The 16,339-nt window shown below is 39.5% G+C and carries 8 protein-coding genes; 3 read left to right on the top strand and 5 right to left on the bottom strand.

All coding sequences use genetic code 11. The features are described from left to right. Positions 1-16 precede the first annotated feature (16 nt). Together GFH32_RS06310 and GFH32_RS06305 are read right to left on the bottom strand one after the other, a co-directional pair. On the bottom strand, positions 17-3,049 hold the full coding sequence (locus tag GFH32_RS06310) for a SusC/RagA family TonB-linked outer membrane protein (protein ID WP_153510316.1): 3,033 nt from the start codon (positions 3,047-3,049) through the stop codon (positions 17-19). Positions 3,050-3,783: 734 nt separating this feature from the next. Next, on the bottom strand, positions 3,784-4,665 hold the full coding sequence (locus tag GFH32_RS06305) for a helix-turn-helix domain-containing protein (RefSeq protein ID WP_153510314.1): 882 nt from the start codon (positions 4,663-4,665) through the stop codon (positions 3,784-3,786). A gap of 128 nt (positions 4,666-4,793) precedes the next feature. On the opposite strand from GFH32_RS06305, the gene GFH32_RS06300 reads away from it, so the two are divergent. The 3 genes from GFH32_RS06300 to GFH32_RS06290 are packed head-to-tail and all read left to right on the top strand — an operon-like array spanning position 4,794 to position 8,710. Next, complete coding sequence (locus GFH32_RS06300; RefSeq protein ID WP_153510312.1) at positions 4,794-6,116, top strand: TolC family protein; 1,323 nt, start codon at positions 4,794-4,796, stop codon at positions 6,114-6,116. Between the two features lie 2 nt (positions 6,117-6,118). Further along, a complete protein-coding gene (locus GFH32_RS06295) occupies positions 6,119-7,153 on the top strand; it encodes an HlyD family secretion protein (RefSeq protein ID WP_153510310.1) in 1,035 nt (344 codons plus the stop codon). A 3-nt stretch (positions 7,154-7,156) separates the two neighbouring features. Next, positions 7,157-8,710, top strand: coding sequence for an efflux MFS transporter permease (locus GFH32_RS06290; RefSeq protein WP_153510307.1), 1,554 nt, complete (start codon positions 7,157-7,159; stop codon positions 8,708-8,710). A gap of 112 nt (positions 8,711-8,822) precedes the next feature. On the opposite strand, the gene GFH32_RS06285 is transcribed toward GFH32_RS06290, so the two are convergent. From GFH32_RS06285 to GFH32_RS06275, 3 genes are read right to left on the bottom strand one after another with little or no spacing between them, the layout of a single operon-like run. Beyond that, complete coding sequence (locus GFH32_RS06285) at positions 8,823-10,937, bottom strand: GDSL-type esterase/lipase family protein (RefSeq protein WP_153510305.1); 2,115 nt, start codon at positions 10,935-10,937, stop codon at positions 8,823-8,825. 13 nt (positions 10,938-10,950) lie between these two features. Further along, entirely contained in the window at positions 10,951-12,708 is a 1,758-nt protein-coding gene (locus GFH32_RS06280) for a RagB/SusD family nutrient uptake outer membrane protein (protein WP_153510303.1), read from the bottom strand. A gap of 12 nt (positions 12,709-12,720) precedes the next feature. Continuing rightward, the gene (locus GFH32_RS06275) at positions 12,721-16,221 is read right to left on the bottom strand and encodes a SusC/RagA family TonB-linked outer membrane protein (protein WP_160366895.1); all 3,501 of its coding nucleotides are present in this window, start codon (positions 16,219-16,221) and stop codon (positions 12,721-12,723) included. Positions 16,222-16,339 lie beyond the last annotated feature (118 nt).

Raw genomic sequence — 16,339 nt, 5'->3', positions numbered from 1 at the left:
AAGTGCTAACAATTAATTAGAATTTTACGGATAGACCGAACGTATAAATTTTTAACGGAGCAATATTTTCAGTGCTCACACTCGAACGTGCGGTCTCAGGATCAATCATTTTAATGTCCGAGAATGTGAATGGATTTTGCGCATTGAAATATACTCTTGTTGATTTTATACGGGCATTTGACAACCAGCTCTCAGGGAGCGTATATCCCAATTGCATGTATCGTATGCGCACAAAATCGCCTTTCTCTTGCCAAAAATCTGAAAAGACAACTCCAGCGGTAGAAAAGCGCGGCAAGCTTGCGCCCGTATTTTCGGGAGCCCAAGTATCCATCTGCTCCTCTTGAGGCGTTATCCTCGGATTCGTGCTAAAGGGATTCGCAAATGCACCTTGATAGAAAATTGGACTTCCTGCTTGATAATTAACAAGCATATCAAAGTCAAAACCTTTTGCATTAAACCCAATATTCCCGAAGACAACCTTTGTGGGTTGGGTTGTACCTAAGGGCACTCTATCATTCGCATCAATCTTACCATCTCCATTTTTATCGATATATTTTATATCGCCAGCGTTTATTGCTCCAGACAATTTCGGAATGTTTTCATTATCAATATCCGCTTGTTGCAACAATCCTTGGCTACGATACCCATAAAACTCACGTAATGCGCCACCTACCATTAAGATTGTATTTCCAGAAATAATCGGAGTATTGCTTTCACCAACCGACAACACTTTACTTGATAGCGTGCTATAACCTAAACTGAGATTTAAACCAAAGCGATTATCCCATGATTTAAAATATTTGATACTTGCATCTAAACCTTTGACATTTGCTGATGCAGCATTAAATGTAGGGCTATTGCCTCCACCAGCAGAATTTACACCGATCGCACTCGAGTACAACGGGTCGGCAGTAAGTAATAAATCTTCTGAGTTTTTGTTATACCACTCAACGGTAATATCTAAGCCTGCTTTCAAGCTCAAGTCGGTTCCGATGTTGAACTGATTTAACTTCTCCCAACGCAGATTTGCATTCCCATGCGACGCCACCGTACCATTTCCATTGAGTGTTGTTTGGTACAAATAAGGACGCACACGGTTATTTCCCAAAATACCATAGGAAGCTCTTAACTTCCATGCCATAAGCCAATCTTGCCCATCCATGAAGGCTTCCTGATCAATATTCCAACCTACAGCAACTGATGGGAAATTACCCCACTTATTCCCCGGTCCAAATAGTGAGGAACCATCTCTACGCATACCCACTTCCAAAAGATATTTCTCATCATAACTATAGATTCCTTTAAAAGAATAAGACTGTAGGGCGACAAAATCGAAATAAGCACTCGTATTTTCTTGACCTGGATTTCGCAACTCCTGCGTATACCCTAAAATCGCATTTACATTGTGCTTTTTATCGGCCCCTATGTTTGCTTTATATTCTACATTTCCACCCCAATAGAAGTAACTATTCCTACCGGTCAGGCTGCTACCCTTGGTTAAGCCATATGAGCCGACCTGAGTAAAAGAATAATAGTCAAAGAATGTATAAGCGTCTTGATTAGTGATATCGAGTCCAGAGGCTACCGTATAACTTACTTGTCCGCTAGCACTCCAATTGGGTGATATCTGCCATTGAGGCCGTATATTTAGAATTGCTTCATCACGCGTTCTTCCGATTGTACCGCCTTGTTCTAAAACACCAACGGGATTCCAAGCTTCTCCAAAATTCCCATAGAATTCAGTACCGGGACGAATGTAACCTGGTACTGTACCTCCTGGAAAAGGATATTTGCCGACAACTGTTGGCGGTGCAGCATAGATTTTATCTTGCAGATATCCCGTTGCTCGTCCGGAACCATTTACATAAGGCTCCGCTTGCTGCGAACGAGAAGCAAATAAGTCTGTATAAATCATAATGTTACGCGTCAAATCGACCGTAGAGTTTATACGCGCACTAGTTCTTGAATATTTTGACGGATTATTAACACCCAAATTCTTGATCTGACCACTTTGCTCGAGATGGTTGATATTGATTACAAATCGAGAGGCCGTGTTACCACCAGACAACAAAACGGAATGCTGCTGAATAGGAATAGACTCCCGCATGGTCAGATCCCACCAATTTGTATTTGGGTACAAAAGAGGATCTAACCCTCTCGCAGTGGAGTCAATTGCCCCCTCTGAGAAAGCAGGGTTTGAGCCCATGTTTTCATTTAACTGATTCATGGCGCGCATATACACGGGTCCATCAACTAGATTCGGCACGATAGATTGCTTTTGAACCCCATAATAGCCGTTATAATCGACGTTTATTCGTCCGGCTACACCACGCTTAGTTGTAATCAAGATTACCCCATTAGCACCTCGAGAGCCATACATTGAGGCTGCGGCAGCATCTTTAAGTACACTTATGCTCGCCACGGAGTTTGGGTCCAAATTATTCATATCGAATGGCACGCCGTCAACTAATACTAAGGGGTCAGCATTCCCCATAGTCGCGACCCCACGTATACGAATCGCTGATTGTTCACTCCCCACTACGCCCGACGATTGATTGACACTAATCCCTGTCGTTCCGCCCTGCAAGGCTTGGGAAAGTTGAGTAACCGGTTTATTGACCACATTCTCCATATCGACAGTACTCACGGAGCTTGCAATCTCTTTTACTTTCTGTTTGGCGACACCAGTTACAACAACTTGCTCCATCTCATTGAGATCTCGAACTAGAGATATAATCAAATTGTTGTAATCTCGATGTACTGGAACTTCTTGTGTTTTGAATCCGGTGTATGTGACAACCAAAATACTTCCGATGGGAACATCATTTAGATTGAAATTTCCATTCTTTTCAGTTTTCAAGGATCTCCCCGACCCCTTAATAGAGATAGTCGCTTCCGATAGCGGAATTGGGGGATCGTTAGCTTCCATAACGATTCCAGAAATGGTAAGTTTCTTTCCAGATGCTTGTTGTGCAATAGCTTCATAACTCACGAATAGCATTACACAGATTAACATGATTAAAGGTGTTTTTCTTGATCGGTTTTTCATACTTAATGGGTTTAGTAAAAAATTAGTTAAACTTCTCTTAGGCACTATAATTTTAAGGACTCATAAACTCTTCATTTTAGGGTAAAATGTTTGCATTCATATTTTGCAACAGGCTACATTTTAGGGCAGACCTGTAGCACAACGCTTTCATTCTTTTCGCGAAAGCGCGCGGGATTATTCAATAAATCTTTACTGTTTTTCTATATAATTCGAAAAAAACAGATGTTGCAAATATTCAAATGGGTTCCTGGCCGCTCTTTGAAGAGGGGCTATTATTTGGGTGGGTTAGAAAAGAATTACTAATTCAAAGGTTCTCAGAAAATAAAAACTATTTTCTTACTCTCCGCAATTGTTGGCTAATCAAAGACGAAGCATCGGTTAATTATCATTCGAATTCCTAGATATTAATTTGATTTATCTTGAGGAGTCACTGCTATTAAATCAGCACGCCCAAGAATCAAAAGTAGATAGTCATTCGTATAGGTTTATTTCGTTTTAATATAAGATTAATATAACATCCTTAAGATACAAATTTTAATTTCCTTCAAAATGAGTTTATAGAACTAATTACGAAAACGTTGTAGTTGATATTTCAATAGTCAAATAGCAGAATATGCTCAAAAACAACAGTTTTAAGATTGAAGCAAATTGCATGGTATTAGACTTAGGAATATCTATTTATCTACGACAATTGAAATGACGTTGATAATAATGCTTTAACAATACTATTCCCCTTACAAATTCCTAAACTCCTTCGGCGAGACGCCCGACCTTCGTTTAAAGAACTTTCCAAATGCAGATTGATCGGAGAAATGCAGTTCATCTGCAATCTGGTGAATAGTCATTTTGGGAGATTTCAGCATTATTTTCGCTTCCGCGAATATCAACTGAAAGATAAACTCTGATACAGTTTCGCCACAAAGTCGCTTAATAATTAACGTTAGATGATGCCCAGTAATATTAATTTTACTAGCGTAAAACTCCACCAAATGTTGCTCTTTATAGTGTAGAACCAGCAGTTCTAAAAACTTCTTTAAGTAAATTTCATCGTTAGATGGCTTGCGGTTCACCATCTTATTTGAAGTTTCTAAGAGATGACTGAGATCTAGAAAATAAATTCGTAGCGCATTCAATACCATTTCATTCTGGTAGCTATGACTAGTATCATTCAAAAGCCCCTTTATAAAAGTAATGCGGCTCTTCAAACGAATGACTGAAGGCTTGGATAGATTGATTACAGGATTGGAAAACATCTGAACGCCGTACTTCACTCGTTTATACATCATATCCGCCGAGAACATCTGGTCAACATAATCCTTACTGACATATAGGGCAAGCGCAGTGAAGTCTTCACTCAATGCTTTGATTTTAAAGAAGTGACCAAAAGACAACAATACAATATCTTGGGCCTTTAACTCATACTGTCGGAAGTTCACATCAATCACTCCACTTCCATTTAAAACCAATATAAATAACGTAGATTTTAGGATAACATTACTGTTGACTAGCTTATTAGCATGTACGCTCTTAAAAGGAAATACATTAATATACGCCTCAAAATCGTTATAACTTAATCTTTCAAGAAACACCTCAAAGTCATCATCATTCAATTTCATTGTTTCACACTTTAAAATTATTCACCCTTTATTCAATCAAAGATATTCAAATAAAACCAATTTACACTGTTTTGGGAAGAACGACAATTTAGTTTTAAAGCTGAACTTTGCAACTCAAATTGGATTGTATGAATATAAATTTTAAGTGCCTATTCGGATCGATATATGGCTTGCTGTTTCCTTTCCTAGTATTGGCACAACATGCCTCACAGCCTCTGCGTTTGGAAGATCTTTTTAATCTTGCAGACTCAGGAAATCGGGAATTAACACTACACTCACTTCAGGAGCAAATCGCGACGTCGAGGCTCAAAGAACAAACGGATAAAAGGCTTCCAAATCTAGAGACATCGTTGACGGCAAGCTATATGGGAAATGGTTATATCACTGATCGAGATTTCTCTAATGGGATGTCAATCCCTATTCCTAAACTTGGAAATAGCTTTTCGATAGAAGCACAACAACTCATTTATACAGGTGGAGCTGTCAAGCAATCTATCTCGCTTGCAAAAGATGATATTACACAAGCGACCCTCTCCAGTGAAGAGTCGAAACAGCGCCTTCGTTTTTTGATTGCTGGACATTACTTGGAACTACAAAAGTTAAGTAATCAGCGTACGATATTGGAAAAGAATATTCAACAAACTCTTAAGATGATTGATCAAATCAATCAGAAGTTAGCACAGGGTGTCGCGTTAAAGAACAATGTTACGCGTTACGAATTGCAACTAGAATATTTGCAAACTTCTTTGCTTAAAGTAGAAAACGCGAAAACAATTCGACTAAAAGAGCTTCGTTTGCTTCTTCAATATCCAGCGAACGTAGATCTTAACGTAGCATTTGAAGAATCCCTGTTCGAAGAAAGCGACAGCGTCGACACGAAAGTATGGAAGGATATCGCCATGGAGCGTTCCCCTATCCTAATGCAAGCAGCGTTAAATGTTGTCCAAGCTGAGAAACGGCAGAAACTAGTTCGCGCGGAACGTTATCCTCAAATCTTTGCATTTGCAGGAAACTACTTGAATGGACCAGTTATGATCGAAATCCCCATACTAAATAACAATTTCAATTATTGGACTGCGGGTGTAGGGATAAAATACTCGCTATCATCCATCTATAAAAATAAAGCAAAGGAAGCAAGAGCCAAGCTAGCATTAGAGAATGCAGAGGAACTGAATCGCATAAATCAAGATCAATTAATGCTTGCTGTAGAGCGAACCTTAATTCAATACGAAGAAACACTTGCAGTACATCAATCGCATTTGAAAGCACTTGATTTAGCGAATCAAAATTACACGATTGTGAAAAACAGATTTTTGAACGACATGGTGCTAATGACCGAGATGCTAGATGCTGAAAATAGCCAAATCGACGCCAGCTTACAAGCAAGCAATTCTAAAATCAATATTCTATTTCAATTATTTCATTTAAAACAACTTACAGGTACACTATAATCATGAATCATAAAACAAAAAAATACATTTACAATAGTCTCGTTATCATTTTATTGCTCGCTGCTTTTAGTTTTCTATGCTCGAAATTTATACATTTCGGCAATGTGGAATTCACCGATAATGCCCAAGTAAAACAGTTAATCGTTCCTGTCAATTCGAGACTGCAGGGTACAGTAAAAGAATTGCGATTTGATGAATATCAATTTGTTAACAAAGGTGATACGCTAATGATTCTCGAGGACGCCGAATTTAGTTATCGATTAGCGCAGGCTGAAGCAGATTATCAAAATGCAATGGCTGGAAAATCAGTATCCAATTCATCTGTACAAACCGCAACTAACAATGTATTAGTTTCCGAAGCGGCAATTGCGGAGGTCAAAGCGCTCTTGGATTTGGCCGCAAAAGAAGAAAAGCGATACCAGAGCTTATTGGATCAGGAAAGTGTAACACAACAGGAGTTCGATGCCATTCATACAAAATATGTGTCATTGAAAGCCAAATATGAAACCTTGGCAAGACAGAAGCAATCACAAGTGCTAGTTAAGAGCGAACAGAGCAATCGTATCTCACAAAATGATGCACATATCAACCTTGCTGCTAGAGCGATTGATTTAGCACGATTAAACCTCTCCTACACAGTAATTATTGCGCCTACGAGTGGCTATACAGGCCGGAAGAATGTACAAGTGGGACAACTAATTCAACCGGGACAAACTGTCGTTGATATAATAGATAATAATGAGAAGTGGATTATCGCCAATTATAAAGAGACACAAACTCATCACCTTGTCGAAGGGCAAGCTGTAGAAGTTAAAGTCGATGCTTTCGACGGGATGCCATTGAAAGGCATAGTAAAATCAATTTCCAATGCGACAGGCTCCGCATTTTCATTACTACCCCAGGACAATGCCGCTGGTAACTTCGTCAAAATCGAGCAACGTATTCCGGTTAGAATTGAGTTTGACAAGGACAACAATGCAGAGCAACTCGGCCGATTGAGAGCGGGAATGAATGTGGAATGTTTTATTAAGTATTAATTTATGCATCATCCAGGAGGTCCTTTCTCTATCCCCGCCATCAAAAATTATGTACCAGAGCCGTTAAAGCCTTGGTTAATAATCCTATTTGCTATTTTGTTTCAGTTTGCGGGTGGAGGTGTATACCTAGCTACGCTGACCGAGATGAAGTCTGGGCGTTCGCTACTTCAAGAAGACATCTTAATGGCAGGATATGCGGGCTTAATAGGTACAGCGCTCACCTTTACAATTATGCTGCGTCTGAAATTGAGATTTCTTTCTAAACATATTTTGATGATATGTAGCAGCGTGCTTATTCTTTGTAATATTATCTGCCTATATACCAACAATGTAATGTTACTGATTGCAGTTTGCTTTATTGCCGGCATATTTCGAATGTGGGCGACATTTGAATGTAATTCGACCATACAGCTTTGGATAACCCCTAAGCGTGATCTAAGCATATTCTTCTGTTACGTGTATCTATTAGTTCAAGGCTCGATACTGCTGTCAGGCTCTGCATTTACTTACGTAGCACTACTCTCGACTTGGGAGAATGTACATTTGTACGTCATCGCTTGTTTGCTGCTCTTAATAATTATCGTTTGGGTTACTTTCAATAGCAATCGGTTTATGAAACCCTTTCCCCTTTTCGGAATTGACTGGCTCGGGATGCTAATGTGGGGGCTAGCCATGCTATGTATTAACTTTGTTTGCATTTACGGCGCACATTACGATTGGTTTGATGCTTGGCAAATTCAATTTGCTAGCCTCCTCGCTATCGTATTAATCGGACTCAATTTGGTCCGCGCGTCTTTTATACGACACCCCTTTATTCCTTTACAGACATTCAAATACAGAATCGTCATATTGACTTTTGTTGTCTACTTACTAGTTGATTTTCTGATCTCTCCAGCTCACTTATTGGAAGAAATATATTTCCATCAAATCTTAAACTACGACCACCATCAACTCATAAAGAACAATGTTATTGGGTTAATAGGAATAGTACTCGGGGTTCTTTTTAGTCATCAATATTTTGCACTGAGAAAGAATTCGTATAAATCGACTTTTATGATCGGCTTATTGGCTATAATCAGCTACTTGGCGTTAATGTATTTCTGGATTGATCAAAATACAAATCAGCAATTATTGCAGTTTGCTATTCTTTTGAGAAATTTCGGCTACGTGATTATTGCTATTGTATTATTAAGTAGCTTGACAAAAGTTCCTTTTCCCCATTTCTTTCAATCCTTGACAGTACAAGCCGTCGTCAGTGCCGCTTGCGGGTCAGCAATCGTTGGAGCTGTTTTACATCATCTATTCGACCATAGTACAACAAGAAACTATCAAGTAATCAGTGCTGGAATTGATAATTTGGAAAAAGAAAAGCTCATGCAATCTGCGAGTAGTATATTGGAATCGATACAGAATCAAGTATTGTTACGCTCTTTCAAAGAGCTTTACGGTTGGATTTTACTACTAGCTATAGGGATATTTATATTTCTAATATTCTACAGATATCCTTATATCACAGCAAAAGGCTTTGGTATAAAGAGCCTAGGAAAGCGTGGATAAATTAATAGGCTGTTATCAACAATGTTTTTCAAGGCAACCATGCATTTTTTCTTTGAAAATCTTAAAATATAAAAGGCATCTTATCTGATGCCTTTTATATTTTATAATTCTGCTATAACGCTGCTTCCAATTGCTGATTTAACGCTGAAGCTTTCGAGACAGCTTCCTTGATTGGAACACCTTTCGCCATTCCTGGTCGCTTATGACCAGTCTTTGTCAACCAGGCATCTTTTAATAGACTTTGCCTTTTTGAAACAAGTTGAAAGACCTTGTCTAACTTTGGTTGATTACTAAGTTGTACCTGCCAATCTTGTGCGTAGTAAGCATCAGGATTGAAATGCTTTAACATTTCTCTCGCCATTAGCCAATGTCCTTGTTTAGCTGGATGTACGCCATCATCGGCTAGTTTAAAAGATGCTTCCTTTGCTATTTGACCTTCAAGAAAAGAGCGCATAGGGAAATGAAGGTCTATGATTTCCCAACCTTCCTTCGCTGCTTTTTCTTTCAACCAATTCGCATATTGATCTAAGACTAGATTATATCCATCTAATCTTTTATTTGCGTCATCATGAACAGGAGGTGTCATCCAAATCACACGCTTCACTCCTGCTGCCTTTAACTTTTCAGATAGCTTTTCAACACCATCTTTGTAAGCTTGAAATCTACTCTTGTCGAATGGCAGATAAATACCATCATTCATTCCGTAGCATACAAATGCAACATCAGCTGATATTTGATTTAAAACACGATCCACACGCTCAAATAGACAAGGACGCGGAAACTTCCCATCAGCATGCCCTTCTTCACTTAATCCAGAGACTGTTTCACTAGGAAGGCCTAAATTAAGATACGTAAGCTTATGTTGAGGTAGGGCAATGCGATTCATGCTTTCAAACATGGCAACATAATCACCCGCATACGTTATGCTGTTACCAAGAAATAGAACTTTCCCTTCTTTTGGCAGAGACACTGTACTAATCTTCCGCTGATCTTTCCGTTTGTTCCAACGATGTAGTGCTTCAAGGTAATAGTAGTCGGCATAGACTAAAGGAACATCGATTTCACCCTTATGAGGCAGACTACCAACACTATGTTTTAGTAAGAAAAATCCATTCTTCCCGACTTTGCTTGAATAAGTTTCCGTTGCCAAGGATTCGAGAATATCACTAGACAGTTTGAGAAAGGAACGTTGCTTTTCAGGAGCAACGTAATCAGAAAGTTCGATCAATGCAGATGCAGTAATTGCCGCAGCAGATGCATCTCGAGGAATAACCTTATACTCTTCAGGTCTGTAATCCCAATTCGGCTTATAGCCTTCTTGATTGACGTCAAAGTCCCAAAATGGCACCTTATCTGCTGGAAGTCGAGGATGATTTTGATAAAACTCAGCCATTTTAATTGCCGCCTGTAAGTATTTTTCACGCCCAGTCTCCCGATACATGAGTATAAAGCCATAAAGACCCCATGCCTGTCCTCTTGCCCATGCGGAGTTATCAGAGAAACCCTGTGCTGTTTCTTTACTCAGCACTTCACCTGTATTTGGATCATAATTGATCACATGATAAGAACTAAAGTCTTCCCTATATTGATGCTTGAGAGTTGTTTCAGCATGTTTTATCGCGACTTCCTTATAGATAGGGTCTCCTGACAATTTCGAAGCTATGAATAGGAGTTCTAAGTTCATCATATTGTCGATGATAACAGGGTATTCATAGGTATGCTTTCCATCCCAAGAACGAAATCTATCCCAAGACTTAATAGCGCCTACTTTCGGATTGAAACGTGTTAATAGGGATTTAGCACTTTGAATAATAATCGGTTTAAAACTTGTATCTCCCAACAATCGATACGCATTGCCGTAACTACTATTCATAACAAATCCTATATCATGATGATTGGTGTTGTATTGATTTGTTTCCAGAGACTTTGTCCATTTCAAGGCTTGTTCCTTCCAATATGGCGCTTCCGTGTGCTCGTATAGATACCATAAGCATCCGGGCCAGAATCCTCCGGTCCAGTCTTTAATATCTGTAAAAGATGTTTTACCATTTGGATCGGCAGAGCGCGGATACTTCGTTAAATCTGTATACGATTCTGCAAGCAACCGATACTGCTGCTCAGCAAGATTAAATCCAAAGGGTGTTGCTTGTTGACCCAACACTGCATATTGGGTTAGAAAGATCAACAAGAATGAAGACAATAAATTAGTCAATACGCTTTTCATCATATGTAGTTTAGGCTTAGTCAATCCATCCAGGGTTTTGAACTAGATTGACATTCATTTGTATTTCTGACGTCGGAATAGGCCAAACGCTAAGGAAATCTCCTTTGTAACTATAGTTGCTTACATTCGTTCCCCAGATTTGTTTTCTTCCATTTCCGGATTGAAAGACTTTCTCTTTCCATGTACCCCAGCGAAGTTCATCGAAATAGTTAATTCCCTCATTCGGAAATTCAACGCGTCTTTCATTTTGTATTCTCAATCGCAAATCCGCTTTTCCATTTACCTGCGTAACAGCATTCGAATTCAACAAAGCAATTCCAGCGCGCTGCCGTACTTCATTCACTTTACTAACCGCTTCCTCAAGTTTATTGTCCTCGTTTAAGGCTTCCGCCCACATGAGAAGAATATCAGCATATCGAAATATTGGAAAATCAATAGGTCCATAATTACGGTCAATAATTTCATTTGTTCCCTCGGCAACAAACTTCCTATAAAAGTAAAAGAAATTAATTTGAGTATCACTCTGAATATCACCATTAATTTGAGCTTGTCCTCTAAACGGCCATCGCATATGCTGTGTACTTTCTACAATCGTAAAATTATAGGCCCCTCTAAACGTTGAATAAGGCGTAACAACATTTGCGGCTAAGCGCGGATCTCTATTTTCATAGGCTTTCTTAATTCGCTCCTCATTTCCATTCGCTAAATAAAGACTCATCTTTGCTCCTCTCAATGTTGCTGCTGCACGTTCTGCGTCGCTAATATTATCCCGTAAAAAGTAAACTTCTCGTTCATTTACGCTTAGAGCACTATAGCCTGGAATTACTTGATCCCAATTGAATGGAGATCCATCCAAGTTTTCATACAAGTCCACTAAATAAGGTGTCGGCATATAGTAGTTCCAACCACGTGAATAAACAGAAGGCCATCCGCAAAACAATTGCATATTGTTACCATATCCAGATTCGCTACGATGCTGTATTGAAAAGATCATTTCTGGGGCTTGCTCATTCGCTTCTTTAAATAAAGCTTTATAATCTGCAAACAAACTATGTCCGGCGTCTTTCACCTTTTGGAAATCTGCGGCTGCCTTAGCCCATTCTTTTTTATAAATGTACACTTTGCCACGCAACGAATACGCTGCCGCTTTAGTTGCATGACCATAGTTTGCATTGCCTCCCTGGTAACGATCAGGAAAGTTCTTCTCATTTATACAATCGGTCAAGTCACTGATAATTTGCTGCCAAACTTCTTCTTCTGAACTCCTTCCTCTAGTAGCTTCTGCCGCAGTAAATGGCTCCAAATAAATTGGCACTCCCTTATATAGTTGATTCAAACGAAAGTAAAAATAAGCGCGTAGAAACTTTGCTTCGGCTATGTATTTCGCTTTTTTATCCTCAGATGAAGGAGATTTCACAGGGATATTTTTAATCGCATCGTTTGCTCTTTGTATCCCTTCGTATTGAATCTTCCAGTAATTTAAAAACATCCCGTCACCAGCTGTTATTGTGCCTAGCATTAATGGCTCATCAAAACGCCCTTGACCAGTAAATGAGAAACGATCGAATTGATACAGTTCATACGGTGAAATTAATCCACTATGTCCCATCATCAACCGAAAGGTGTTGTATACCCCAGCGATACCTAGGTCTGTAAGATTATCGGTTGTCCACATCGTAGCTGTTGAAACCGAAGAATTTGGTGAAGTATCCAAGAGATCCTTCTTGCAGCTGAATAAACTGCATATCATTATTAAGGCTAATATCTTTTTCATGTTTAAAGTCGATTAGAAGGTTACATTTAATCCCAATGCATACTGCCTGATTGTCGGATAGTTCGCGACAGCACCAATCTCAGGATCTAATCCAGGGAACTTCGTAAAGGTCAAGAGGTTTTCTCCTGCAACGTAGAGACGTAGTCTCGAAACAGAACAACGATTGACAAGATCAGTCGGCAAAGTATAACCAATTTGTAGATTCCGAAGCTTCACAAAAGACGCATCGTAGAAATAGAAATTACTTGTTCTACCATTTTGAGCGTCTGTAACACCCTTAAGTCTAGGGAATCGACCGTTCAGATTATTATTCGGATCTGAAGGGTTCGAACTATTGTAATAGTAATGATCGTTCGCCACTAAAGCAGGTACTGATTTTCCTTGTGCTACAATTGATGAATTTAGATATAGCTCATTCCAATAATAGGACATTCCCGTAGCTGCTGACCAAATCATCGACGCATCAAATCCTTTATACGACAAATTAATACTCAAACCAAAGTTATAGGAAGGCGTCGTACGACGTTTCGCAAACTGTTGATCATATACATTTCCATATATGCCATCGCCGTTCAAGTCGGAATAGATCAAGTCGCCGTACCATATTTTTGTAGGATCGATGCCATCGGCAGGTTGAAACTTATATCCGGCATCAACCATCGCCCTTAACCAATCCATGTCTTGTTCGGTACGGATCATTCCATCTTTTGGACCGCCATGAATATTTACAGATCCATCGGAATTAAAATGGTTCCCTACGCCTTGATATGTTTGGTACAAATAAAATTCATTAATCGCATGACCTTCTAAGATTCGGTTTGTCCCTCCGGTTGATACCATACCAATATTCGACTGATAGATTTGATTTCCTCCAGCATCGGTTATGTATCCTTCTTCTAATAAGCCCTTGTACTTTTCAACGCGATTACTGTTATAAGCAAAATTTCCAGACACGCCATATTTAAAATCGTTTACTCGATCTTGATAGCCAAGCGTTAGTTCTAATCCTTTCTTGCTTACTTCAGCAATATTCATGGTAGACGCTGTTGCCGTACCTGTTGTTGCAGGGATGTTTGGAACAAATAAAATTCCGTCGGTTAAACCCTTATAAACATCAAACTCGAAAGTTAACTTTCCTTTTAATGCTGCCGCTGTTAACCCTAAGTTTGTTGTCGTTGTCGTTTCCCAGTGCAAGAGATCATTCCCGAGTTTAGTTTGTGCTAACCCTCGAATCGCCTGATTGTTAAACGAATAATTTACTGTACCATAGGATGGTAAGTGATCATAATTGCCGGAAGCATTGTTTCCAGTTCGTCCCCAAGAACCACGAATTCTCAAGTCATCGATATAAGTCCTCAATGGCGCCATAAATGTTTCTTCTGAAATACGCCATCCAGCAGAGAATGCTGGGAACACACCCCATCTCTTTGATTCACCAAAGCGCGAGGATCCATCGTAGCGCATAACTGCCTCCACTAAGTATCTATTATCGTAGGCATAATTTACTCGTCCAAAAACAGACCGTAAGCCGTAGTCTATTTCATCCCCTGTAATTGAACTCATCGTCGTTGCCGAGTTGAAGGTCGTCAGATCGGGATGAACAAGTCCCAACTTTGCAGCTCCACTAGTAAACTGATTAAAATATTGTTCATTGTACCCTACAATACCTCCGACATCATGTAAACCGAAGGTTCCTGCGTAGCGCAGTATATTATCGATAATCAAGTTATACCCCTTGGTTAGTCCGAAGCTTGTTGTAATCTGAGCTGGACTTAATGCTGCCGTACTTAATTTATTTGTTGCAAAATTCCATTTCTCATAAGGTACTTGATAATTTCTTACTTCTGTATAAGATTGGTTATAGTTTACACGAGATTCAAATTCCAGTCCTTTCCACAGATTTACTTTTGCGAAAATGGTCGAATTCAGACGGTTTACTTGATGCTTACCACCCTGACCATTTAAAAATGCAATTGCATTATTCGCTGTAGCAGACTCTTCAGCCGCCGCCGGAAAACCATATACATTATTGTAAAAAGGATACACCCCCGGCACTGTTTGTGTCAAGTAAGAATACGCCGTTACCACATCTGAGACACTAAGATTTTGCATATCTCCAAAAGTTTGTGTGCCTAGTGTTAGGAACTTAGCAACCTTTGATTGTAAGTTAATCCGCATTCGGATTTTATCAGCACCCGTTTCAGGCATAGTTCCAGGATTATCAAAATAACCAACAGAAAACAAATACTGTGTTTGATCTGTACCACCATTAAGAGAAAGATTGTGATTTTGCAACAGTTTCCGCTGGCCCATCAATTCTTTCCCCCAATCCGTATTAGGATATGCTACATAATTTGGAATACCAAACTCGGTTAATCCATCCGGATTTCCTTTTGCGTCTTCCCAGAGTTTAATCGTCGCGTCAGTGTAGACAGACGCCTGCCCTAAGTTGGTAAAACCCTCATTAACAAGTCGCATATGATCGGCATAGTCGGTAACAAACTCAGGCATATTATTTGGGCGTAACATGGCGGTCATCCCCGTATAAGAGATATTGTTCTTCCCTTTCGCGCCTTTTTTCGTTGTGATAACAATTACTCCATTCGACCCTAAAGAGCCATAAATGGCAGCTGTTGCAGCATCTTTCAATACCGAGATCGATTCGACATCATTTGGATTCAAAGCATCCATATTTCCAACAATACCGTCAATAACCACTAATGGCGAGGTATTATTTAGTGTTCCTGTCCCGCGCACTAAGATGCTAGCGCCATCTGCTCCGGGCTTTCCTGTACTCGTTTGCACGTTGACTCCAGACGCTAAGCCGGCTAGAGAACTACTTAATGTTGCAGTCGACCGGTTTTCTAAAGATGATCCGTTAATCGTAGATACAGCGCCTATCACATTTGCTCGTTTTTGACTACCATAACCTAAGACAACCACCTCATCCAAATCGCCGACATGTTCTTTCAGAACAATCCGAACATTTGATTCGGAACCAACAGTCTGTTCTTGAGATTGAAACCCTATGCTAGAAAAAATCAAAACAGCATTAGCTTCCGGTAATGTCAGACTAAAATCACCAGTCGCATTGGTTGACGTAGATATATTGGTCCCTTTTACCAACACTGTTGCACGATCAATAGGCTCACCCTTTTCATTCTCAACGCGGCCATTAATACTACGTTGCTGTACTGTTGTCATATAATCTAAAAGCTCTTCTTTAGCGTGTCGAATTACAATAACATCTTCGCGCTTTACCCATTCCATGTGGAGTGGTAAGACGATCTTGTCCATTGCCTCCCTAAGAGTAGCGTCTTTCAACTCTATGGAAATTTTAGTATCCGCTAAGGTCTTTCCATGCAGAAAAAAATCAAGTCCGCTTTGCTGTTGAACCTGCTCCATAACCTGTCTTAACGACTTATTGCGGACATGGAGATTGATGGTCTGTGCTCTTCCCTCTGCAAACACTTGCATCATAGTCAATAAAGAAATGATAATGATCAATTTCATAATCAATAGGCTTCGTAATGTTAAACTCCATGGAAGAAGCCTAACAAATGGATAAAATATCATAAGTTTGTAAGGTTTGTATGTTAATTAAATGGTTAACTAATATGCCTTATGGCAT

It is taken from the genome of Sphingobacteruim zhuxiongii, assembly GCF_009557615.1.
In the GTDB taxonomy this organism is placed as follows: domain Bacteria; phylum Bacteroidota; class Bacteroidia; order Sphingobacteriales; family Sphingobacteriaceae; genus Sphingobacterium; species Sphingobacterium zhuxiongii.
The sequence above is the reverse complement of the archived record's forward strand: the minus strand, read 5'-3'. Positions and strand labels throughout refer to the sequence as shown.

Bases quoted from the DNA above. Each gene is read 5' to 3' on its own strand.
- GFH32_RS06310 (WP_153510316.1), bottom strand. From the start codon at position 3,049: ATGAAAAACCGATCAAGAAAAACACCTTTAATCATGTTAATCTGTGTA.
- GFH32_RS06305 (WP_153510314.1), bottom strand. From the start codon at position 4,665: ATGAAATTGAATGATGATGACTTTGAGGTGTTTCTTGAAAGATTAAGT.
- GFH32_RS06300 (WP_153510312.1), top strand. From the start codon at position 4,794: ATGAATATAAATTTTAAGTGCCTATTCGGATCGATATATGGCTTGCTG.
- GFH32_RS06295 (WP_153510310.1), top strand. From the start codon at position 6,119: ATGAATCATAAAACAAAAAAATACATTTACAATAGTCTCGTTATCATT.
- GFH32_RS06290 (WP_153510307.1), top strand. From the start codon at position 7,157: ATGCATCATCCAGGAGGTCCTTTCTCTATCCCCGCCATCAAAAATTAT.
- GFH32_RS06285 (WP_153510305.1), bottom strand. From the start codon at position 10,937: ATGATGAAAAGCGTATTGACTAATTTATTGTCTTCATTCTTGTTGATC.
- GFH32_RS06280 (WP_153510303.1), bottom strand. From the start codon at position 12,708: ATGAAAAAGATATTAGCCTTAATAATGATATGCAGTTTATTCAGCTGC.
- GFH32_RS06275 (WP_160366895.1), bottom strand. From the start codon at position 16,221: ATGAAATTGATCATTATCATTTCTTTATTGACTATGATGCAAGTGTTT.